This window comes from Acinetobacter sp. DMC2, from assembly GCF_056314305.1.
The window spans coordinates 157,797-177,613 of sequence record NZ_JBQUYP010000003.1; the positions used below are offsets into that span (position 1 = coordinate 157,797).

20 protein-coding genes are annotated in these 19,817 nt (G+C 36.9%); 7 read left to right on the forward strand and 13 right to left on the reverse strand.

Annotation, left to right across the window (positions count from 1 at the left end; all coding sequences use genetic code 11):
• The first annotated feature begins 180 nt into the window (after window positions 1-180).
• Together ACT53H_RS07545 and ACT53H_RS07550 are read left to right on the forward strand one after the other, a co-directional pair.
• Window positions 181-615, forward strand: coding sequence for an HIT domain-containing protein (locus ACT53H_RS07545; RefSeq protein ID WP_004792657.1), 435 nt, complete (start codon window positions 181-183; stop codon window positions 613-615).
• Window positions 616-671: 56 nt separating this feature from the next.
• Entirely contained in the window at window positions 672-2,138 is a 1,467-nt protein-coding gene (locus ACT53H_RS07550) for an adenylate/guanylate cyclase domain-containing protein (RefSeq protein WP_023274248.1), read from the forward strand.
• Between the two features lie 53 nt (window positions 2,139-2,191).
• Here ACT53H_RS07550 and fdx read toward each other — a convergent pair whose 3' ends face one another.
• From fdx to ACT53H_RS07590, 8 genes are all read right to left on the reverse strand, one after another.
• The gene (fdx, locus tag ACT53H_RS07555) at window positions 2,192-2,530 is read right to left on the reverse strand and encodes an ISC system 2Fe-2S type ferredoxin (RefSeq protein WP_004792653.1); all 339 of its coding nucleotides are present in this window, start codon (window positions 2,528-2,530) and stop codon (window positions 2,192-2,194) included.
• 18 nt (window positions 2,531-2,548) lie between these two features.
• Window positions 2,549-4,408: a Fe-S protein assembly chaperone HscA gene (gene hscA, locus ACT53H_RS07560; protein WP_476008956.1), complete on the reverse strand. Its 1,860-nt coding sequence runs from the start codon at window positions 4,406-4,408 to the stop codon at window positions 2,549-2,551.
• 38 nt (window positions 4,409-4,446) lie between these two features.
• A complete protein-coding gene (gene hscB / locus ACT53H_RS07565; RefSeq protein ID WP_005304822.1) occupies window positions 4,447-4,965 on the reverse strand; it encodes a Fe-S protein assembly co-chaperone HscB in 519 nt (172 codons plus the stop codon).
• Window positions 4,966-5,048: 83 nt separating this feature from the next.
• Complete coding sequence (iscA, locus tag ACT53H_RS07570) at window positions 5,049-5,369, reverse strand: iron-sulfur cluster assembly protein IscA (protein WP_004792648.1); 321 nt, start codon at window positions 5,367-5,369, stop codon at window positions 5,049-5,051.
• Window positions 5,370-5,399: 30 nt separating this feature from the next.
• Window positions 5,400-5,786 carry a Fe-S cluster assembly scaffold IscU gene (iscU, locus tag ACT53H_RS07575; RefSeq protein ID WP_004792646.1) on the reverse strand — a complete coding sequence of 129 codons (387 nt, stop codon included), beginning with the start codon at window positions 5,784-5,786 and terminating at the stop codon, window positions 5,400-5,402.
• Window positions 5,787-5,853: 67 nt separating this feature from the next.
• The gene (locus ACT53H_RS07580) at window positions 5,854-7,071 is read right to left on the reverse strand and encodes an IscS subfamily cysteine desulfurase (protein ID WP_004792644.1); all 1,218 of its coding nucleotides are present in this window, start codon (window positions 7,069-7,071) and stop codon (window positions 5,854-5,856) included.
• Between the two features lies 1 nt (window position 7,072).
• Entirely contained in the window at window positions 7,073-7,546 is a 474-nt protein-coding gene (locus tag ACT53H_RS07585) for an Rrf2 family transcriptional regulator (protein ID WP_004792640.1), read from the reverse strand.
• Between the two features lie 109 nt (window positions 7,547-7,655).
• Window positions 7,656-8,303, reverse strand: a complete 648-nt coding sequence (locus tag ACT53H_RS07590) for a hypothetical protein (protein ID WP_476008957.1) — start codon at window positions 8,301-8,303, stop codon at window positions 7,656-7,658.
• 208 nt (window positions 8,304-8,511) lie between these two features.
• Between ACT53H_RS07590 and ACT53H_RS07595 the strand changes: the two genes are divergently transcribed.
• The 3 genes from ACT53H_RS07595 to ACT53H_RS07605 all read left to right on the forward strand — a co-directional run bounded on the left by ACT53H_RS07595 (window position 8,512) and on the right by ACT53H_RS07605 (window position 11,405).
• Window positions 8,512-8,967, forward strand: a complete 456-nt coding sequence (locus tag ACT53H_RS07595) for a phasin family protein (protein WP_004792635.1) — start codon at window positions 8,512-8,514, stop codon at window positions 8,965-8,967.
• A 168-nt stretch (window positions 8,968-9,135) separates the two neighbouring features.
• Window positions 9,136-9,408 carry an HU family DNA-binding protein gene (locus ACT53H_RS07600; RefSeq protein ID WP_001043034.1) on the forward strand — a complete coding sequence of 91 codons (273 nt, stop codon included), beginning with the start codon at window positions 9,136-9,138 and terminating at the stop codon, window positions 9,406-9,408.
• Between the two features lie 131 nt (window positions 9,409-9,539).
• The gene (locus ACT53H_RS07605) at window positions 9,540-11,405 is read left to right on the forward strand and encodes a SurA N-terminal domain-containing protein (protein WP_312821836.1); all 1,866 of its coding nucleotides are present in this window, start codon (window positions 9,540-9,542) and stop codon (window positions 11,403-11,405) included.
• A gap of 48 nt (window positions 11,406-11,453) precedes the next feature.
• Here the strand turns inward: ACT53H_RS07605 and ACT53H_RS07610 are convergent, their stop codons facing one another.
• Complete coding sequence (locus ACT53H_RS07610; RefSeq protein ID WP_416202045.1) at window positions 11,454-12,398, reverse strand: AraC family transcriptional regulator; 945 nt, start codon at window positions 12,396-12,398, stop codon at window positions 11,454-11,456.
• A gap of 189 nt (window positions 12,399-12,587) precedes the next feature.
• On the opposite strand from ACT53H_RS07610, the gene ACT53H_RS07615 reads away from it, so the two are divergent.
• Entirely contained in the window at window positions 12,588-13,811 is a 1,224-nt protein-coding gene (locus ACT53H_RS07615; RefSeq protein ID WP_004792629.1) for an alkane 1-monooxygenase, read from the forward strand.
• A gap of 108 nt (window positions 13,812-13,919) precedes the next feature.
• Here the strand turns inward: ACT53H_RS07615 and ACT53H_RS07620 are convergent, their stop codons facing one another.
• The 4 genes from ACT53H_RS07620 to ACT53H_RS07635 form a co-directional block, all read right to left on the reverse strand.
• Window positions 13,920-15,125: an acyl-CoA dehydrogenase family protein gene (locus ACT53H_RS07620; protein ID WP_312821838.1), complete on the reverse strand. Its 1,206-nt coding sequence runs from the start codon at window positions 15,123-15,125 to the stop codon at window positions 13,920-13,922.
• 23 nt (window positions 15,126-15,148) lie between these two features.
• The gene (locus ACT53H_RS07625) at window positions 15,149-16,432 is read right to left on the reverse strand and encodes an acyl-CoA dehydrogenase family protein (protein WP_476009116.1); all 1,284 of its coding nucleotides are present in this window, start codon (window positions 16,430-16,432) and stop codon (window positions 15,149-15,151) included.
• Between the two features lie 229 nt (window positions 16,433-16,661).
• On the reverse strand, window positions 16,662-18,035 hold the full coding sequence (locus tag ACT53H_RS07630) for an ABC1 kinase family protein (protein WP_004792624.1): 1,374 nt from the start codon (window positions 18,033-18,035) through the stop codon (window positions 16,662-16,664).
• 233 nt (window positions 18,036-18,268) lie between these two features.
• Entirely contained in the window at window positions 18,269-18,571 is a 303-nt protein-coding gene (locus ACT53H_RS07635) for a hypothetical protein (RefSeq protein WP_174728587.1), read from the reverse strand.
• 190 nt (window positions 18,572-18,761) lie between these two features.
• Here ACT53H_RS07635 and ybaK point away from each other — a divergent pair, with 190 nt between their 5' ends.
• Window positions 18,762-19,229 (forward strand): Cys-tRNA(Pro) deacylase, encoded by a 468-nt coding sequence (ybaK, locus tag ACT53H_RS07640; RefSeq protein ID WP_004792620.1) that lies wholly within the window; start codon window positions 18,762-18,764, stop codon window positions 19,227-19,229.
• Window positions 19,230-19,817 lie beyond the last annotated feature (588 nt).

Sequence of the window (19,817 nt, forward strand, 5' to 3'; positions counted from 1 at the left end):
AATCCCATACAAATTTTTTAAAAGCTGATATCAGAATTTTATGCACGATTTTTCGGATCACAGGAGGAATAAGTGCATAAAATCATTGTTATTTGTAATCAAACCAGCCACTAGCAATACTCACATCAAAACTGATGTGATAGTATTAGCCATTATTGTTTATTGTCATTTATAAAAGATATGTTTAGTTTGCATCCACAACTTGCTCAAGATACTTTTTTTGTCGGCGATTTTCCGCTTTCAACATGTCGTTTAATGAATGATATGCAATTCCCGTGGTTGATTTTAATCCCTCGTGTACCGGGAATCACAGAATTATATGAATTGAGCCAAGCTGATCAAGAACAGTTTTTACGTGAATCAAGTTGGTTATCTAGCCAGCTAGCTCGAGTATTCCGTGCTGATAAAATGAATGTTGCAGCTTTAGGTAACATGGTACCTCAGTTGCATTTCCATCATGTTGTACGTTATCAAAATGATGTTGCATGGCCAAAGCCAGTTTGGGGAACTCCTGCGGTTCCATACACAAATGATGTACTGGCTCATATGCGTCAAACCCTTATGCTTGCTTTACGTGGTCAAGGTGATATGCCTTTTGATTGGCGCATGGATTAAATCAATGCAATGCCACATTTATATGAATGTGGCTACATTGAGGTATGGAGGACAGGGTGCAATTAGAGAGGTTTATCGATAGAGAGCCTAAGCAGTTTGCATATTTTCATCGTTTGATGGGATATTCAATTCTGTCCTTAATTTTAGTGATCTATGCTTTTACCTCACCTAATACAAATTATCAGATCTACGTTCCTCCTTTCTTTCTCTTTTTACTTTTTATTAGTTCAAAGTTAGAACATTGGCTTCAATACCAATTTGATAAGAAAACTCAAAAAAGTGTCTTTTTTGCAATTGATGCAATTGTTGTAGCAGTTACCTTAGCGGGTCTGCATCTTAATTTAGTCCCTACATTTATTGCAGTATTTGCATTATTTTATTCTGCAATTAATAGCCGTATTTCTTTCGCAGTTATTTGTTTGACGAGCCTGCTAGGCGCGATTATTTTTTATTTAAGTACTTTTTTCCTATTTGGTTTTTATACATATTTTGAACCTACTAGCCAAGAGTTAACGGTAATTACACTCTTGGGTTTGGTCATGTTTATTACCATTGGAAATTACTACCAACATCGTTGGGTTAAAAAAATCTCCCAGCAGCGTCAACATTACTATGACCAAATGACCCGCTATATTGCTTTTGCTAATCAGTTAAGCCGATATGCGCCACTACAGTTGTGGCAATCTATTATGCGCGGTGAAGCGGAAGCAAAAATTGAATATAAACGAAAAAAAATGACTGTATTTTTTTCTGATATTCAGGGTTTTACAGAATTATCAGAAACTTTAATTCCTGACGATTTGGCATTTTTGCTTAATGACTATTTAAGCCATATGACGGAAATTGCCAAGCAGTATGAAGCTACCGTAGACAAATTTATGGGGGATGCCATCCTCATATTTTTTGGTGATCCGAATTCTCAGGGTGTAGAACAAGATGCAAAAGCCTGTGTAGAAATGGCAATCGCTATGCGTCAGCAAATGAAATTACTGCGTGAGCGTTGGAAAAAAATGGGCTACTCAGCCTTACATATTCGCATGGGAATTAGTACTGGTTACTGCCACGTAGGGAATTATGGAGCAACACATCGTATGGCTTATACTATTGTAGGTCGTGATGTGAATTTAGCAGCTCGTTTACAATATGCTGCTGAAATAGATGAAATTTTAATTTCAGATGATACTTATCAATTAATCAAAAGTGATTTTCTTTGTGCTCCAAAAACACCAATTTACTTAAAAGGTATTCAAGGTGCTGTGAAGACATGGCAAGTAATGGAGAAATATACAGGGAATAAGTCAGATCATCAGCAATGGTTCGACTATGAATATAAAGGCTTCCATTTAGTCCTTAATTTAGAAGAAGTACAAAACTATGAGTACCCTGAGTTAGTAGAAGTACTTGAGAAAATGATTCAACGACTTAAAGTTCAACAAACTTTAATTAATACTCAAGGTATTGCACGTTTGAGACTTGAAGATGAAGTTAAGCCTATTGAAATTGATCAACAAGATCAGGTTTAAAGCTTAAAACGTGAAGTAAAAAAAAGCTGCTTTTAAAAGCAGCTTTTTTTATTTTAATGGCTTTCGGATGCGTGATTGATTGTATATTTAGGAATCTCAATTTCTAAGTCTTCATCAACAATCTTCACTTGGCAAGAGAGACGAGAATCTGGTTCAAGACCCCAAGCGCGATCTAAAAGATCTGCTTCAACATCATCCATTTCTTCTAGGCTGTCAAAACCCTTGCGAACGACTACGTGACAAGTTGTACATGCACACGACATGTCACAAGCGTGTTCAATTTTAATTCCTCGATCAAGCAAACTTTGACAAAGATTTGCATTTTGTTCAACTTCAAATTCTGCGCCTTCAGGGCAAAACTGAGCATGAGGAAGTACTTTAATACGGGGCATATTGATCACCTATACCTTTTAGTTTGAATTTGACCAATCTTCAAGTTTTGTACCTTTTAAGGCGTGGTCAATATGTCGATTCATACGTAGTGCGGCAAAAGCATCACTATGTACTTTAAGTTGTTCTACAGCTTTTTCAATTGCTTGAATATCGTTGCCTTCAAGCTGAACTTTTAGCAAATTTTCAGCAGTTTTAAGTGCTTCAAGCTGCTCATCATTAAGTAAATCAGCATCAACTTTGAGAGCTTGTTCTAATGCTTCAAGTTCACGTTGGGCTTCAACTTTGGTTTCTTTTAAATGGCGTAGATTTTTATCTTCTTCCGCGTGTTGGAAACCTTCAATTAATAAGCGCTCAGTATCAGATTCTGATAAGCCATAAGATGGTTTAATATCAATTTGAGCTTGTACACCCGAAGTTGTTTCACGAGCTGAAACAGTGAGTAGACCATCTGCATCTACCTGAAAGGTAACTTCAATACGTGCTTGACCAGCAGTCATTGGTGGAATGCCGTGAAGGACAAATTTTCCTAATGAACGACAATGTTCTACCAAATCTCGTTCACCTTGAACCACATGAATAAGCATGGCAGTTTGGCCATCTTGATAAGTTGTGAATTCTTGACGACGAGCAACAGGAATAGCAGTATTACGTGAAATAAGGCGCTCTACTAATCCACCCATGGTTTCTAAGCCAAGTGAAAGAGGAGTTACGTCTAAAAGTAATGAACCGTCTTGACTGTTTCCAATTAATTGGTTGGCAGTAATCGAAGCACCAATTGCAACCACTTCATCAGGGTTGATCGTGCAAAGAGGTTCTTGATTAAATACATTACGAACCGCTTGTTGAACAGCATACGAACGCGTAGAGCCACCCACTAAAACAACATTTTGAATATCTGATAATTCAAGTTTTGCATCACGTAAAACACGCTTACAAACACTGATGGTTTTATCTAAAGCAACTTGAATAATACTTTCAAAAGTTGGACGGTCCAATGTTAATACATTTTCAAGTAATTTTAACTGAACTGATTCTTGAGTAGATAATTGTTCTTTAGCTTGACGAGCAGCAACCATAAATGCTGCATATGCTTCATCGCTCAGAGTATCAATATCTAACTGCTTTTTAGCCCATTTAACAATGAGACGGTCTAAATCGTCACCACCTAGAGCAGTGTGGCCACCTGTAGCTAATACTTCAAAGACACCTTGTGAGAAACGCAAGATTGATACGTCAAAAGTACCACCACCTAGATCATAAATTACATAGTTATGATCTGTAGCTAAATTAGTTTCTTGGTCTAAACCATAAGCCACAGCAGCAGCGGTTGGCTCATTTAATAAACGTAGTACATTCAAACCAGCAAGTTGTGCTGCATCACGAGTTGCTTGTCGCTGAGCTTCATCAAAATAGGCAGGAACAGTAATAACTGCACCATTTACTGGATTTTGTAGACTAGTTTCAGCACGGTCTTTTAATTGTTTTAAAATTTCTGCAGAAATTTCAACAGGGGTTTTACGACCAGCACGTGTTTCAAAAGCTGGCATCTCATTTTCAGAACCCATTAATTCATATGGATGCTGAAATTTGATATCTGCTTTTGAACGACCCATAAAGCGTTTTACAGAAACAATTGTATTTTTCGGGTCGGCAATAAGGAAAGGCTTTGCTTCTTCACCGTAGTGAGTTGCATCATTTCCATAGTGCACAATAGAAGGAAGGAGTCTTCTTTCTTTTTCATCATTGAGTACTTTAGGCTTGCCTGATAACACTGTCGCAACTAAGGAGTGTGTTGTTCCTAGGTCGATACCAATCGCAATGCGGTGTTGATGTGGGGCACTGGATTGACCCGGTTCAGCAATTTGCAAAAGTGCCATGAGTTAAATCCCTTGAATATAAATTGGAAAAAGCAAAATTAAAAATCGTCGTCTAAATCAAAGTTGTCTTCGTCATCCAACATTTGATCTTCTGCTTTTTCAATATCATTAAGAACGCGCTGAAAGAATCGTAATTTACGTACAGTATCGCGAGCTTCACCCCAGTCTTCATCTGAGTAATCAATTTTAAATTCGCGAACTAAACTTTCTATCCATTGAAACACTTCTTGTTTAAGAGTGCTTAGATGTTCTGGGGAGGTTGCTTCATCAAGTTGCTCACGAAGTTCCAAAGCTGATTGTAAGAACTCAAAATCGCTAATAGATTGATCAAGGTGATGATCTTGCTTTTTTAATGCTAAAAGATAAGCTGCGCGGCTATCTACTTGCGATAATGTTTTAAAAGCTTGATTGATTTCACTTGATTTGATCAATGCCTGATTTTTATCTTCTGCTTTATCTGGATGATATTGCTGCTGCAAATTCAAGAAACTAGATTTTAAGCTCGCCAAATCGATATCGAGTTCTACGGGTAAATTGAACAACTCAAAATGATTCATTAGAAAGGAGGTCCACGTTAATTAAATACATTAAAACAGTGCTATATAAGACACTGTTTTAATGAGAGATGGAAGGAGATGGGTTATACAGTGAAAGACTCACCACAACCACATTCACCTTTTTTATTGGGGTTGTTAAATTCGAACCCTTCATTAAGGCCATTTTTGACGTAGTCCATTTCTAAGCCTTCTAAATAGACATGACTTTTTGGATCTACAAATACCTTAACGCCAAATTGTTCGAAAACTTCGTCATGTTCGTCGACAGAATCAACAAATTCAAGAACGTAAGCCAACCCAGAACAGCCAGAAGTTTTCACACCCACGCGAATGCCTTCACCCTTACCTCTATTCTTGAGGTAATTGCTAATATGAGTCGCAGCATTTTCAGTTAAATGAATCATGAAAACTCCAACGTTTACAGTAATAACAAATTAAGCTTTTGATTTTTTAGTGCGGTAATCTTCAATCGCAGCTTTAATCGCATCTTCAGCTAGTACAGAGCAGTGAACTTTTACTGGTGGAAGAGCAAGCTCAGTTGCGATATCAATATTCTTGATTGCTTGAGCTTCATCAAGAGTTTTACCTTTTAACCACTCAGTTACAAGTGAGCTAGAAGCAATTGCTGAACCACAGCCATAAGTTTTAAAGCGTGCTTCTTCAATTACACCGCTATCGTTTACTTGTATTTGTAAACGCATCACGTCGCCACATGCTGGTGCACCCACCATGCCTGTACCTACATTTTCAGAGTTTTTGTCTAAAACACCAACATTACGAGGGTTTTCGTAATGATCAATTACCTTTTCGCTATAAGCCATTTCGCTTCTCCAAACCTCGGGGTCAGCCTAATATTAATATGAGGGTAAAAACACTAATTTCAATGAATTAGTGTTCAGCCCATTCAACTGTAGAAAGATCGATACCTTCTTTGTACATATCCCAAAGCGGAGAAAGTTCACGTAATTTCTCAACAGCGGCTTTGGTAATTGTAAGCACATGGTCAATATCTTCTTCAGTTGTGTATTTACCAAAACTGAAGCGGATAGAGCTGTGTGCTAGCTCATCAGATAAACCTAATGCGCGAAGAACGTATGAAGGCTCTAAGGTTGCAGAAGTACAAGCAGAACCACTTGATACTGCAGCATCTTTGAGCGACATCATTAAAGATTCACCTTCAACAAAGTTAAAGCTGACATTTAAATAGTTAGCAACGTTTTGAGTTGGATGGCCATTTAAGAAAACTTGTTCAAGATCTTGTAAACCATTCCAAAGCTTGTCGCGAAGCTTGCGAATACGCTCTTGTTCTGCTTGCATTGTTTTGCCAGCAATTTCAAAAGCTTCACCCATACCTACAATTTGATGAGTCGCTAAAGTACCAGAACGCATACCACGTTCATGACCACCGCCATGAATTTGTGCTTTCAAACGAACACGTGGGCTACGACGTACATATAATGCACCGATACCTTTTGGACCATAAATTTTATGAGCTGAGAAACTCATTAGGTCAATTTTCATAGTAGATAGGTCAATTTCAACTTTACCAGCAGCTTGAGCAGCATCTACATGAAAGAAGGTTTTATTGGCACGTGTTAATTCACCAATTGCTGCTACATCTGTAACTGTACCGATTTCGTTATTTACCATCATAAGAGAAACAAGAACAGTATCAGGACGAAGGGCAGCTTTTACCATTTCAGGGGTAATTAAACCAGTTTGTGGTTCTGGTTCTAAATAAGTAATTTCAAAACCTTGGTCTTCTAATTCACGACAAGGATCTAGAACAGCTTTGTGTTCAATTTTACTTGTAATGATATGCTTGCCTTTAGATGCATAAAACTGCGCTACACCTTTTAGAGCAAGGTTATCTGATTCAGTTGCACCAGAAGTCCAAACGATTTCACGTGGATCAGCTTTAATTAAATTTGCAACTTGCTCACGTGCATATTCAACTTTCTCTTCTGCCTGCCAGCCATAAGCGTGGGAACGAGATGCAGCATTACCAAAGGTACCGTCGAAAGTTAAACACTCCATCATACGTTCTGCAACTTGCGGATCTACTGGAGTGGTTGCTGCGTAATCAAGATAAATTGGACGTTTCATATCAAATACCTGTACCCGATAAAAGAGCTGAATCTATGCCAGTCACATTTTGGCGTAATGCAACAGTTTGAACGTTGTCTCGGCTAATGAGGTCGGCAAGAGAGATTTTTGCTAAATAGTCGGCAATATGATGAGAGAGTTCTTGCCATAAATCGTGTGTGAGACACATTGCACCATTTTGGCAGTTACCTTTATGGTCGCAACGAGTTGCATCAACAGTTTCATTTACAGCTTCAATAATTTCTAACACAGTAATTTCATCAGCATTTCGAGCCAAATGATAACCACCATTTGCACCACGAACACTAGAAACTAACCCATGACGCTTAAGTTTTGCGAATAACTGTTCTAAATAAGCAACTGAAATGGATTGGCGAGCTGCAATTTCGGCGAGCGTGATCGTTTGTTCAGTTGGCTGCAAAGCTAAATCAAGTAGAGCAGTCACTGCGTAGCGACCGCGAGTTGTAAGGCGCATGATTCGATACACATGTTAAGACTAGATAATAGGATTTTATGAATCCCGACTAAAATAGTCAAGTTTTTTTATTTTTAATTCAAGTGCAGGAACAAAATGGAAAAATAATTTAAGCAACCCATAAATTATATATGAAATAAACAATAAATATCAGGCTAATTATACCAAAGGAGAGGTTAATATTACGTTGACGCTGCTGTAAGCGAGTAATTCGATTTTGATATTGTTTAATTTCCACATGAAGTGAATTGATTTCTGATCGTTGTTGATCAATTTTTTCAAGCAATGGGGCAATTCTTTTGCGTGAAGCAAGGGCTTCAGCTTCATCATCAGGTGTATTAAACCATTGCTTCCAGTCTGCTAAAAGTTTAGGCAGAGTAAGGTGTGAAATTAAGTCTAATAACTCTTTTTTAGTTTCTTCATTACCATCAATGCGCATATTTTTAAGACTGCGCTGGTTTGAAAAAGCGAAAATCTTAATTAAATCGATAAGTGTACTATTGATTTCAAGATCAATACGTCGGTCAAAAGAATGGATATCGAACAACAAACCCTTTTCTGTAAATTGAACATAAAAGTCAAAAAAAGGTAGGTAGCTATTGATACGAATAGTCGTTTTGTTTGAAATAAACTTTTTCGCTTGCAAGCGAAGAACACCATCGTGGGTGAGAATAAATGAAAAGAAAGTTTCTAAAATAATTAGAACGATATTCAGCAACAGACGGGGATGTTTTTGTCTTTGTTGCGTTTCACTCATAAAAGTTTATCCTTACAAATAGCAGTTAACCGAAGAATGGGACATCCTATCCCAAACTTAACACAATGTCGTGTTAAATATATTTACATGACTTAATTGCTTTGTAGAACAGTTTTGTAAATGGATCAAGTCTTTACTTTGATATTATAGAAATATTTTGTGGTCAAATCAGTCATCATCTCTCTCATCTGATTAGGAGTTTAGATTAATGGATAATGCAAATATAGATACGCAGACAGAAGAGTCAGAAGAAAAAAATAAATTAAAATCAAGAGGTTCAAGAAAGTCAGCTTTGGATTTTAGAAAGTATACCAAGCAAATTTGGCTAGCTGGACTAGGAGCTTTTTCACGCGCAGAAGAAGAGGGCAACAAACTCTTTGATTCCTTAGTCAAAGTCGGTGAAGAACTAGAGTCAAAAACTGGAGACTTAGCAGATAACACTGTAGGCAAAGTCACAGAAAAAGCAAAAGAATCTGTATCTGAAACAAAAGATAAAGTAGAGAAAATTCTTGATACCAGTGTGAACCATTCTTTAAACCGGATTGGATTGGTCACTCCGAAGGATTTACAGCACATTGAACAGCTCTTGGTACAGCTTCATATTAAGGTGGATGCTTTAATAGAAGAAAACCAGCAATTGAAAGAAAAATTGAATAAAAAGTAAAAAATGTTGGGATTTAGCAAATATATAACAGTTTTTTAGCATTTATTTTCGCTAAAAGCCCTGCTCTAGTATTGCGTTTTCCCCCAAAGCATTGCTATAAAGGCGTCATGGCCTTTTAAACTATAGCCTTGGACCTTAAACAAACGATATTAAGAGGATGTTTTATTCATGAATAAATCAGAATTAATCGATGCAATTGCTGAAAAAGGGGGAGTATCTAAGACTGATGCAGGCAAGGCACTCGATGCGACAATTGCGTCAATTACTGAAGCACTTAAAAAAGGTGACACAGTAACTTTAGTTGGTTTTGGTACTTTCAGTGTTAAAGAACGTGCTGCACGCACTGGTCGTAACCCTAAAACTGGTGAAGAGCTTCAAATTAAAGCAACAAAAGTACCTAGCTTCAAAGCTGGTAAAGGTCTTAAAGATTCAGTAGCTTAATCTTTTAAGATGATTAAACGCGCCAATATAGGCGCGTTTTTTATTAAAAATCTGAATTGACCAATATTGCTCATTCATTGATTGTGGTTTTTCAGTTAAAATTCTCCTCGAAATAAAATATTGGAATACTTATGGAATCGTTTCGTACAGTCATTAAGGGTTGGCTCGGCAAAGTCCTTCTAATTTTGTTTTTGACCCCTTTAGCACTTGTAGGTATTGAAGGATATTTTAATAGGGGAAATAAGGCTGATGTTGCAAAAACAGTAAATGGCCAAGAAATATCTAAAAAAGACCTTGAAACTTTAACTCAGTCTTACAAAGAACAATATTTAGCTGCTGTTAAAGGCGATGAGAGTCTACTTAATTTGCCTGTTATTCAGGCTAAGGCACTCGATATTTTAGTGTCGCGTAATTTACTAATTCAACAAGCTGAAAAATTAGGTATCTCACTTAGTGATACTCAAATTGAGCAAATGTTAGCTCAACAGCCTAGTTTGCAAGAGAATGGACAGTTCTCGCAAAAACTCTATGAAAATTACTTACGTTCTATTGGTATGACAAGTCAGGGCTTAATTGCTAGTCTTCGTCAAGATCATGCTTTAAAAATGCTAACGTCAACTTTTTCTGATTACTCTTTAGTAAGTAAAGTTGATTTAATGCAAATTGCGAATTTGCAAACTGAACAACGTACGTTACATTTGGCTAGTATTAAATTAGATGGTTATAAAACTGGTTTAACTGCCTCTAATCAAGAAGCTACAGATTATTACAACAAACACCAAAATGAGTTTAAACAACAATCTTCTGTTGATGTGGATTATGTGGTTGTGTCGCCATCACTAATGGCTAAACCAGCTCCTGCAACTGAAGCTGAACTTCAACAAGCGTATAGCAAGTTTGTTGAAACTCAGAAAAAAGATGCTAAACGTACTGTGAAGCATATTTTAATTACTACAGATGCTCGTGATGATGCAGCAGCTCAAAAACTTGCTAAAGAAGTATATGCGAAAATTCAAGGCGGTCTTACATTTGCACAAGCTGCATCTCAGTTCTCTGAAGATCCAAGTTCGAAAGCAAAAGGTGGTTTAGTTGAAGCATATGCACCAGGGGTTTTTTCCGATGCATTTGATAAAACTGTAGTGAGCTTGAAAAATGGACAGATTTCTCAACCAGTAAAAACTCAATATGGCTATCATATTATTGAGGCAGAAACTCAAGCTAATCAAATTCCTTCATTCGAAGCTGAGAAGGCACGTTTAACTGCTGAGGTTGAAAAGAATAAAGTTGCGACTGTTTATTCAGATACTGTAAACAGTTTAAATGAAACGATTGTTGGTAATGATTCTTTAGAAGCAGTTGTACAAGAAGTAAAAGGTACAAAAGTTGAATCATTAAATGGCGTAACTTTAGCTACACAAAATCCATATTTAAGTGATCCAAGCGTTAAAATTAAATTGTTTAATGATGACGTGAAAAATGGTGACCGTAATGCATCATCTAATATTCAGCTAGCGAATGGTGATACGGTATGGGTTAAAGTACGTGATTATCATGCTGCTGGTGTAAAACCTTTAGCACAGGCGATGAATGAAGCGAAAGCAAAAGTTATCGATGAAAAAGCACGTAAAGCTGTTCAAGCTAAAATTGCTACAATGCTAGCTGAATTTAAAACTCAACCGGCAGATCAAGTAGTTGCTAAGAATAAAGTAGCATTTGAATCGGCTGGCGTATTTAGTCGTTCACAAGGATTAAAGCGTGAAATTGAGCGTGCAGCATTTAGTGCAGCTACACCTAAGCCAGGTATGTGGTCTGTTACGACAGCAAATTTACCAAATGAGCTAGTTGTTGTTGCAGTTTCAAATGTAAATTCATCGGCTGCGAATGCTATCCCTGCTGATCAGTTACAGCAGTTAAAGCAACTTTATCGTCAGTCACGTGGTCAACAAATATTGGAAGATTACAGTCAATATTTAAAATCACATGCGAAAATTAAATAATAATTTGATTCAATAAAAAAAGCGCCTCGGCGCTTTTTTTATTGGCAGTTAATCTAAGCTGTGCCCAATATATTGCTGTCTATATTGTTTAGGAGATAAATCAAAAATTCGCTTAAATGCCTGACTAAATGCTGTTTCGGATGAATAGCCAACCTTATTTGATATTTGCTGAATTGATAAATTACTTGTGCGTAAATACTGACTGGCTAAACGGAAACGATAATGCTGTAAATAAGTTAGAGGTGGTTCACCAATAATACTGCTAAACAAATTTGCAAATTTAGAACGTGACATACAACATTGTTCAGCTAAAGATTCAACTGTCCATGTAACTTCTGGCTGGCTATGAATAGCAGATAGTGCATTGCTTAGTTCAGGATGAGTTAAAGCACTTAACCAGTTTTGTTGATCTGTCATTTGTTGAATATGATCACGAATGCATTCAATGAGCAAAATACTGACTAGATGATCAATAATTTTGTCGTGACCTGGCCTGATTTTTTGAGTTTCAATTGCTAGAAAATAAAGCCCAATTTGTAGCCATTCGGGTGGAGTGGTTTGATTTTCATGCTGAATATGCATGATGGACGGCAGGGCATTAATGAGTGGCCCAGCCATATGAGTATCGATTTGGCAGCGTAAAGATAGCAATAATGTATTATTTGGAGATGAAGTACCAAATTCGATGGCATCTTGTCTATGACCATTAAAAAGCGACGTTATATCTAAAGAATCTACCAACTTACTCGCTGTTGATTTTGAGTCAGTCGCACTATGTGCTTTCCCCGAAGGAATTAAAATAATATCGCCAGCAGTCGCAGTTATTTTTTCTGAAGTGTTAAGTTGAATATATACAGAACCAGTTAAAACAATATAAGCAAGTAGAGCAGATTGATCTTGTGTTTTAAAAGCCCATTCTCCTTGCGCTTTTAAATAGATGTATTCAGACTTATTCAGGTGAATATCATCAAAAAATTTACTTAGTGCATCCATATTTAAATGATCAATCATTATTTTAATAAAATTATAGTGAGCTATAAGAATAGATCAACATGTGTTTTTAGGACAGAAAAGTGGAAGAAAATGCCAAAGACTTTAACATAGGTTTTTTGGACGGTTACTACTGTTAACTAAACACTATTTCTTTAACTATATAGACATATAGAAAAAGGAAATATAGCTATGAATGCACCAGTAAATGTTCAGCAAGAACTTATGCCAGTGCCTGCGTCTATGCGTGAAATAGATCGCAAACGCTTTTTATGGATGATTAGTCCTGCTTTACCTGCTATCGGTTTGGGTATTTTAGCTGGTTATCAGTTTGGTCCACGTCCTTTGAAGAAAGTCTTCGCATTAGGTGGTCCACTTTTATTACATGTCGTGATTCCTGCAATTGATACTATTATTGGGAAAGATGCTCGAAATCCGACAGATGAAGAAATTAAGCTTTTAGAAAAAGATCCATATTATTCACGTCTTGTGAAGAGCTTTATTCCTCTACAGTATGCAGCAAATGTTTATGCATGTTATTTAACAAGTCGTAAAACGACATCTTTTATTGATAAGATTTTACTTGGTATTTCAATGGGTGCAATCAATGGTATTGCGATTAATACAGCCCATGAGTTAAGTCATAAGCATGATCGTATAGACCATATTTTGTCTCATCTTGCTTTAGTTCCAACTGGCTATAATCATTTCCGTATTGAGCATCCTTACGGTCATCATAAGCGTGCAGCAACACCAGAAGATCCAGCTTCATCTCGTATGGGTGAAACATTCTATGAGTTCTGGCCGCGTACTGTTGTTGGTTCTTTTAAGTCTGCAATAGAAATTGAAAAAAATCGTTTAAAACGTAAAGGTAAAGAATTCTGGTCTTCAGATAATGAGCTATTACAAGGCTGGGGAATGACTGCTGCTTTTCATGGTTCTATGGTTGGAATATTTGGCAAAAGCACAATTCCATATTTAGCAACACAAGCATTTTATGGCATTAGTCTTTTTGAAATTATTAACTATATTGAGCATTATGGTTTATTACGTCAGAAAAAAGAAAATGGTCAATATGAACGTACAATGCCAGAGCATAGCTGGAACAACAATAACGTAGTAACAAACTTGTTCTTGTACCAGTTGCAGCGTCATTCAGACCATCATGCGTATCCGACTCGTCCATTCCAAGCATTACGTCATTTTGACGAGGCACCTGAGCTACCAAGCGGTTATGCAAGTATGTTATTACCGGCATTAATCCCTTCATTGTGGTTTAAAATAATGGATAAGCGAGTTTTTGATCATTATAAAGGTGATTTAAATAAAGCAAATATTTCGTCAAAAAGACGTGCAAAAATCTTTAAGAAATTTGGTGTAGTTGATAAAGCGTTAGACAGCACAACTGCCGAATAAATAAAAATGTAAATTCCTGAAATACGAAGCCCTCTAGTTTAATCGCTAGAGGGCTTTTAAGTTTTTACATAAACAGCTAATAAAAGAAGGGAAAATTTCCCTTAATTATTATTTTAGTTCGCTAGAAGATTTACCCAGTTCTCTGCGGGCAATGATCAATTGCTGGATTTGCTGAGTACCTTCAAAAATATCAAGAATTTTCGAATCACGTGCCCATTTTTCCAGTAACTCATCTTCGTTATAGCCAACACTTGCTGCCAATTCGACACATTTTAAAGTGATCTCATTACCCACACGACCTGCTTTGGCTTTTGCAATAGAAGCTTCCTTAGAGTTTGGTTTTTTGTTATCTGCCATCCACGTGGCTTTTAACATAAGTAGGCGAGCAGCTTCCCACTCAGCTTCCATACGGTAGATTTGTGCTGCAAGGTTAGAAGTATGTAGGTAGGGGGTAGAGTAATCAGGATCGAGTTGATCTTTAAAAATCTCTTTAATACGTTCTAGTGAAGCTTTAGCACAACCAATTGCCATTGCTGCAACTAAAGGCCGAGTATTATCAAAAGTTTCCATTACTCCAGCAAAACCTTTAGCGACGTCTACTTCGGCATTACCTAAAAGGTTTTCGGCTGGTACGCGGCAATCAATAAAACTAATCACTGCCGTATCTGAAGCCTTAATTCCTAATTTATGTTCGAGGCGTTCAACTTTCATTCCTGGCGTACCTTTTGGTACCACAAATGATTTAATCGCTGCACGTCCAAGTTTGCGATCAAGCGTGGCCCAAACGACGACAGAATCTGCACGTTCGCCAGAGGTCACAAAAATCTTTTCACCATTTAAAATATAGTCATTGCCATCTTTGGTTGCAGTGGTGCGGATCGCAGCAGAGTCAGAACCGCATCCTGGCTCAGTAATGGCCATTGCTGCCCATGTTCCGTTGAACCGTTCTAATTGCTCATCATTTGCGACAGCAGCAATTGCTGAGTTCCCAAGCCCCTGACGTGGCATACTCAGTAATAAGCCAGTATCGCCATAACACATCTCAATAATTCCAAGAGCGGTCGACATGTTGGTTCCGTTACGAACACCTTCATTGTCTGTATCACCGCGCTTTCCAGCACCTGCTGCTCCAGCATTAATACCTTCGCCACCTTCATTCATGCCATCAATCAGAGAAGCGAGCATATCGAGCTCTTTGGGATACGCATGCTCAGCTTTATCATATTTACGAGAAATAGGACGTAAAACATTGATCGCAACATCATGTGCTTGATCAATCATCATCTTGAATTTTTTAGGATTTTGTAAATTCATTAAAGTATCCTCTGATTGATCATTTAAGCATGTAAGCCAGATTGTAAAATTGCAGTAGCGCGTAGATCACGGTACCAGCGTTCAACAGGATGTTCTTTTGTGAAACCATGTCCACCAAGAATTTGCACTCCATCTGTACCGATTTTCATGGATTTTTCAGCACAAAGTAGTTGTGCTAGATAAGCTTCGCGGTGAAATGGCTTGCCTGACTCTGCAAGACTTGCCGCATTTAAAATCAACATACGCATTGCATCAATTTCGATTGCCATATCTGCAATCATGAAAGCTACACTTTGGCGATGAGAAATTGGTTCACCGAATGCAGTTCGTTCATTGGCATATTTAATACAATAAGCTTTTACAGCTTCACATGTACCTACGGCCATTGCACACCACATTAAGTTACCCAAATCTAAAAAAGCAGTGTAATCAAAGTCTGTTGCACCTAAGCGTAGAGCAGGAGTGTGATTAAAGCGAAGAGTTGCAGTTTCTGTGGCTTTAAGACCCATGGCCGGAGTGTTTTTAATTGAAATTGTGTCACCGCATTGCACGGCAAATACGTCTGGCTTGCCGTTAAAGTCTGCACTTACTAAAAATACGTCAGCTAAATCACCTAAAATTACTAATGTTTTTTCACCATCAATAAAAAACTGATCATTTTCAAGTGATGCTTTTGTTTTTAAAGCATAAGGATTAAATGCTGGAGTTGCCTCTTGAACTGCAAAGGTTGCTGTAATGTCTGAGTCTTCTGCAAAACATGGTAGGTACATTGACTGAACTTCAGTAGAACCCCAACGTGTAATTGCATTAATGACGCTAAATGTACTGAGTAATCCTGCTGTAAGGCTAAAATCACCTTCAGCGAGTTTTTCAGCTATTAATAGATTACTTACAATATTTTGTTCGGCCGCGACACCACCTAATGCCTCTGGGAGTGCATAGTAGTTAAGACCTAGATCCTCAACATATTGCCAAAGACTTTCAGGAAACTGAGCTGCCTGATCAGCATCATGAGCTAATCCTAATAAAACCTCTTGAGCAAATTGAGACATTGCATCAGAGGTCATTTGTTGTTCTTCAGTTAGGCTTAAATCAAATAGATTTTTTTGTTGGCGAGGTAATCGCTGTTGGGAGATCTGTTTTGGTTTAAATGCTTTTTGAGTCTGGCTTAATGCTTTAAAACCCGCTTTTGAACCTTGATAAAGAGATTTTTCAACAAATTTACGCAACTTGAGTTGATCAAGTACATCGCTTCCAGCCAATCTGGTGATCAGCGATAAACCCAAACCCTGAGCTTTATTGATCATACTTGTCATGATTATGGTGTCCTAACACGTTGTTATTGTTTTATGCTGACACGCCTTATATTAAAAAACTATGTCGTTACTGACATTCGAAAAATGAGTAGATAAATGGCAAATAGAAAATAATAAAATTATAAGTTTTTGATTTTATTTATTTAAAATTATTTGATTGTTGGGTAGGTTGAGAGGTATTGACTAGAATGACATGGAATCATTCTAGTCCTTTATTAAATTAAGCAAAGTTACGAATCATACGTCGCACATTTGTTTTTGCATCAATAACTGTCATAAACGTATAGGCCCCAATAAACTTACGGCTAATAAACATAAATTCTTTTGGAGGAATCGAGAAATAACGTGATGCCATTGATTTACTTGCTTGCTGCATAACACGGCTATGTAACTGACTTTTCTTCCAGTCATAACGTTCATGTTCATCCATAAGGCCAGCAGGCATATCTGGATTATTTGCAGGGGTACTAAATGCTTCTGTCGCGATTAAAAAGACATCGGCCATGCCTGGTTTAATACTTTCAGGCATTGCATCAAAAAATTCATATCCAGTCATGGCTTCCACCATCGCATTTTTATCATGCTGATAACCTGCCTGAATGAGTTGACGTGCAACTGCTAACAAATGTTCATCAAACTGACGGATAGCACCAAAATCTAATAGCACAATTTTGTCCTGAACGTCTTGGCCATTACCCAAACGAACAAGATAATTACCAAAGTTAGGGTCAGTCTGCATTTCACCCCATTCAAAAATTTCACGAACTGCAATTTCAAGTGAAGCTTCGCCGAGCTGATTACGACGCTCTTGAGGCAAAGACAACATCACAGGGCTATTGATTGGAACACCACGTTCAAAAGTCATGCAAAGTACTTGATTGGTACAGTATTCATCTACAATTGTCGGAACAATATAACGCTCGTCATCTTTTAAGCGTTCACCGAAGCGACGGGTAGTGGCAGCTTCAACATCGTAGTCAACTTCGCGATGCATCATTTCACGTACTTCATCAAACCACTGATCAAATTCACGGGTTTGAGGCACCATACGTGTCAGTTTAAGCATGTTTTTAAACAAGCTCATATCTGAGTCAATTGCATTTGCAACGCCAGGATATTGGATTTTTAAGACTAACTCTAAGCCGTCTGATTTACGGGTTGCACGATGTACTTGTGCAAGAGAGGCAGTACCAATTGGTTCATGATCAATCGTTAAATCATTTAACTTCGCGCCCAATTGCTCCTGTAGATGTGGCTTAATTGCAGGCCAATCTAAGGCAACAGTTTGGTTATTTAGGGTATTTAAAGCTTGAGTAATCTCTTCTGGTAAAAAGTGTTCACCATAAAGAGCCATCATTTGACCAATTTTAACAATAGAACCCTTAAGTTTACCTATTTCAGAAACCAGATAGTTAGCTTGTTCGCTCATCGCTTTTTTACGTTTCTTTTCTTTTTCTTCTTCATTAGAAAATAAAGAAGAGGCACTCGCAGTTGCCCAACGCGTTCCTGCAAGTAAAGAAGCTTTCGCGATTGATAAGCGTCGATCCATGGAAGAAGTTTTTAAACTCTTAAGCTTATCTTTCTGATTTGACATGAAAATAGAATCCTATGCGCATCATGCAGCCAAACGCTGGTGATCTAAAATTGTAACGAATATTACATGTTTTGAGCGTATTAAAATAGTTCTCTCAGACTGAATGATAGGCCGAAATGGTCATCTTTATTCCATTAATCCTTAAATAGCCTAAGCAATTTGCAAATTTAAGAAATTAAAACAATTCAGATAAGTAAAACTAAGATAAAACAGACCTTTGATAGCAAAATGGATTACATTTTAAATTGAATCTTTAATTCAGATTTCTGCATCAAATGCACGCGATTGGTCTGAATATGTTGCAATAACATCTGTTTGACTGAATCATGCATAAAACCAAATGCATGAGCTTTTACTATAATGATGCTAGGAAGGGTATAAAAGAAGTACTTAACATCATCAAGAGTTGCATTATTAAAAATACCTTGTTCAATTAACGTCTGCTGCAAAAATTGCTTTTCATTTAATACAGAATCTGATGATTCATCCCAAAAACGGTGACGCATTGCCATCAGATTGTTGTGTTTATAACTCATAAAATTGTCAGCTCAGACTTCAAATCTAAATAAAATATATGGAGTCGAGCACCGAATATCAAGTTGAGATTATTTTTTCTTCAGTTGCTGTTTGAATTTTTATGTAACTCATGTAAATAGCCTAAGCAAATTTTAAATTTTTTCTAAAAAAACTATAATCGAAATAATTTTATCTATAACACCATATACCATGACTCCTGCATGTAGATTGTTAAAAAGTAATAAAATCGAATTTTCTATTCATGAATATGAACATGATTCAAATGCCAAAAGTTTTGGATTAGAAGCAGCCGAAAAATTAGATTTAGATGTAAACGAAGTATTTAAAACTCTAATGGTAAGTGACGATAAAAATTATTTCGTTGCTGTCTTGCCAGTTAATCACCAATTAAATTTAAAAAAAGTAGCTACGGCGTTTGGATGTAAAAAATTACAGATGGCTAATCCTAAAGATGCCGAACGTTTAACAGGATATTTAGTAGGTGGGATTAGTCCTTTAGGCCAAAAGAAACGATTAAAAACTGTCATTGATGCATCAGCTCAAAACTTTAACAAAATTTATGTAAGTGGTGGAAAAAGGGGGCTGGATATTGGTTTAAATCCAAAAGATTTAGCTCAGCTTTTAAATGCCCAATTTGTTGATGTACTTGATCAATAATAATGGTTTAGAAGTGTAGTTTAAGAATTAATCGTTTTCTAACTACATTTAGAAAATACTTTATTGAGGGCTATTACTTGTTGCAGATCTTTTTTCAAAAAGGAGAGAAGCACAAATAACGAAGAAAAAGCTTGAATTATTAAATGAAAATGATTATCATTATTGATAGTGGCGATGTAGCCATTTCTAATAAGGAGCAAAGACAGTGGTCGTAATATCAATCTTATATTCTATTCGTTCATGCTAATTTTCTTATGAATTTTAGAGTTATACCAGAAGCGCCAACAATAAGAATAGAGAAAGGTGAGTTGATTTCTGGTATGTGACACCTGCGAGACATTATAAAAATATGCGGGTTCAAGTAGCGGTAAACGGAACTAAGAAAAATAAATACTATCAGCGCAACAAAAAGAATAAACCAAGAGCGGCAAGCGAGGATGGCTTGCCGTTCTTGCATCTACAGTTAGCTTCATACTTATTCATATTGTTCAACCTTTTTAGAGTATTAACAGTACTCAGTAACAGATCTCTTATATTTTTGATTAAAAAATAACCACTAATGTTTCATTTATTAATATCCTGCCTTTT

Bases quoted from the DNA above. Each gene is read 5' to 3' on its own strand.
- iscU (WP_004792646.1), bottom strand. From the start codon at position 5,786: ATGGCTTATAGCGAAAAGGTAATTGATCATTACGAAAACCCTCGTAAT.
- fdx (WP_004792653.1), bottom strand. From the start codon at position 2,530: ATGCCCCGTATTAAAGTACTTCCTCATGCTCAGTTTTGCCCTGAAGGC.
- ybaK (WP_004792620.1), top strand. From the start codon at position 18,762: ATGACTCCTGCATGTAGATTGTTAAAAAGTAATAAAATCGAATTTTCT.
- ACT53H_RS07595 (WP_004792635.1), top strand. From the start codon at position 8,512: ATGGATAATGCAAATATAGATACGCAGACAGAAGAGTCAGAAGAAAAA.
- ACT53H_RS07625 (WP_476009116.1), bottom strand. From the start codon at position 16,432: ATGATCAATAAAGCTCAGGGTTTGGGTTTATCGCTGATCACCAGATTG.
- ACT53H_RS07605 (WP_312821836.1), top strand. From the start codon at position 9,540: ATGGAATCGTTTCGTACAGTCATTAAGGGTTGGCTCGGCAAAGTCCTT.
- ACT53H_RS07610 (WP_416202045.1), bottom strand. From the start codon at position 12,398: ATGGATGCACTAAGTAAATTTTTTGATGATATTCACCTGAATAAGTCT.
- ACT53H_RS07600 (WP_001043034.1), top strand. From the start codon at position 9,136: ATGAATAAATCAGAATTAATCGATGCAATTGCTGAAAAAGGGGGAGTA.
- hscB (WP_005304822.1), bottom strand. From the start codon at position 4,965: ATGAATCATTTTGAGTTGTTCAATTTACCCGTAGAACTCGATATCGAT.
- ACT53H_RS07615 (WP_004792629.1), top strand. From the start codon at position 12,588: ATGAATGCACCAGTAAATGTTCAGCAAGAACTTATGCCAGTGCCTGCG.
- ACT53H_RS07620 (WP_312821838.1), bottom strand. From the start codon at position 15,125: ATGAATTTACAAAATCCTAAAAAATTCAAGATGATGATTGATCAAGCA.
- ACT53H_RS07590 (WP_476008957.1), bottom strand. From the start codon at position 8,303: ATGAGTGAAACGCAACAAAGACAAAAACATCCCCGTCTGTTGCTGAAT.
- ACT53H_RS07635 (WP_174728587.1), bottom strand. From the start codon at position 18,571: ATGAGTTATAAACACAACAATCTGATGGCAATGCGTCACCGTTTTTGG.
- ACT53H_RS07630 (WP_004792624.1), bottom strand. From the start codon at position 18,035: ATGTCAAATCAGAAAGATAAGCTTAAGAGTTTAAAAACTTCTTCCATG.
- ACT53H_RS07585 (WP_004792640.1), bottom strand. From the start codon at position 7,546: ATGCGCCTTACAACTCGCGGTCGCTACGCAGTGACTGCTCTACTTGAT.
- ACT53H_RS07580 (WP_004792644.1), bottom strand. From the start codon at position 7,071: ATGAAACGTCCAATTTATCTTGATTACGCAGCAACCACTCCAGTAGAT.
- hscA (WP_476008956.1), bottom strand. From the start codon at position 4,408: ATGGCACTTTTGCAAATTGCTGAACCGGGTCAATCCAGTGCCCCACAT.
- iscA (WP_004792648.1), bottom strand. From the start codon at position 5,369: ATGATTCATTTAACTGAAAATGCTGCGACTCATATTAGCAATTACCTC.
- ACT53H_RS07545 (WP_004792657.1), top strand. From the start codon at position 181: ATGTTTAGTTTGCATCCACAACTTGCTCAAGATACTTTTTTTGTCGGC.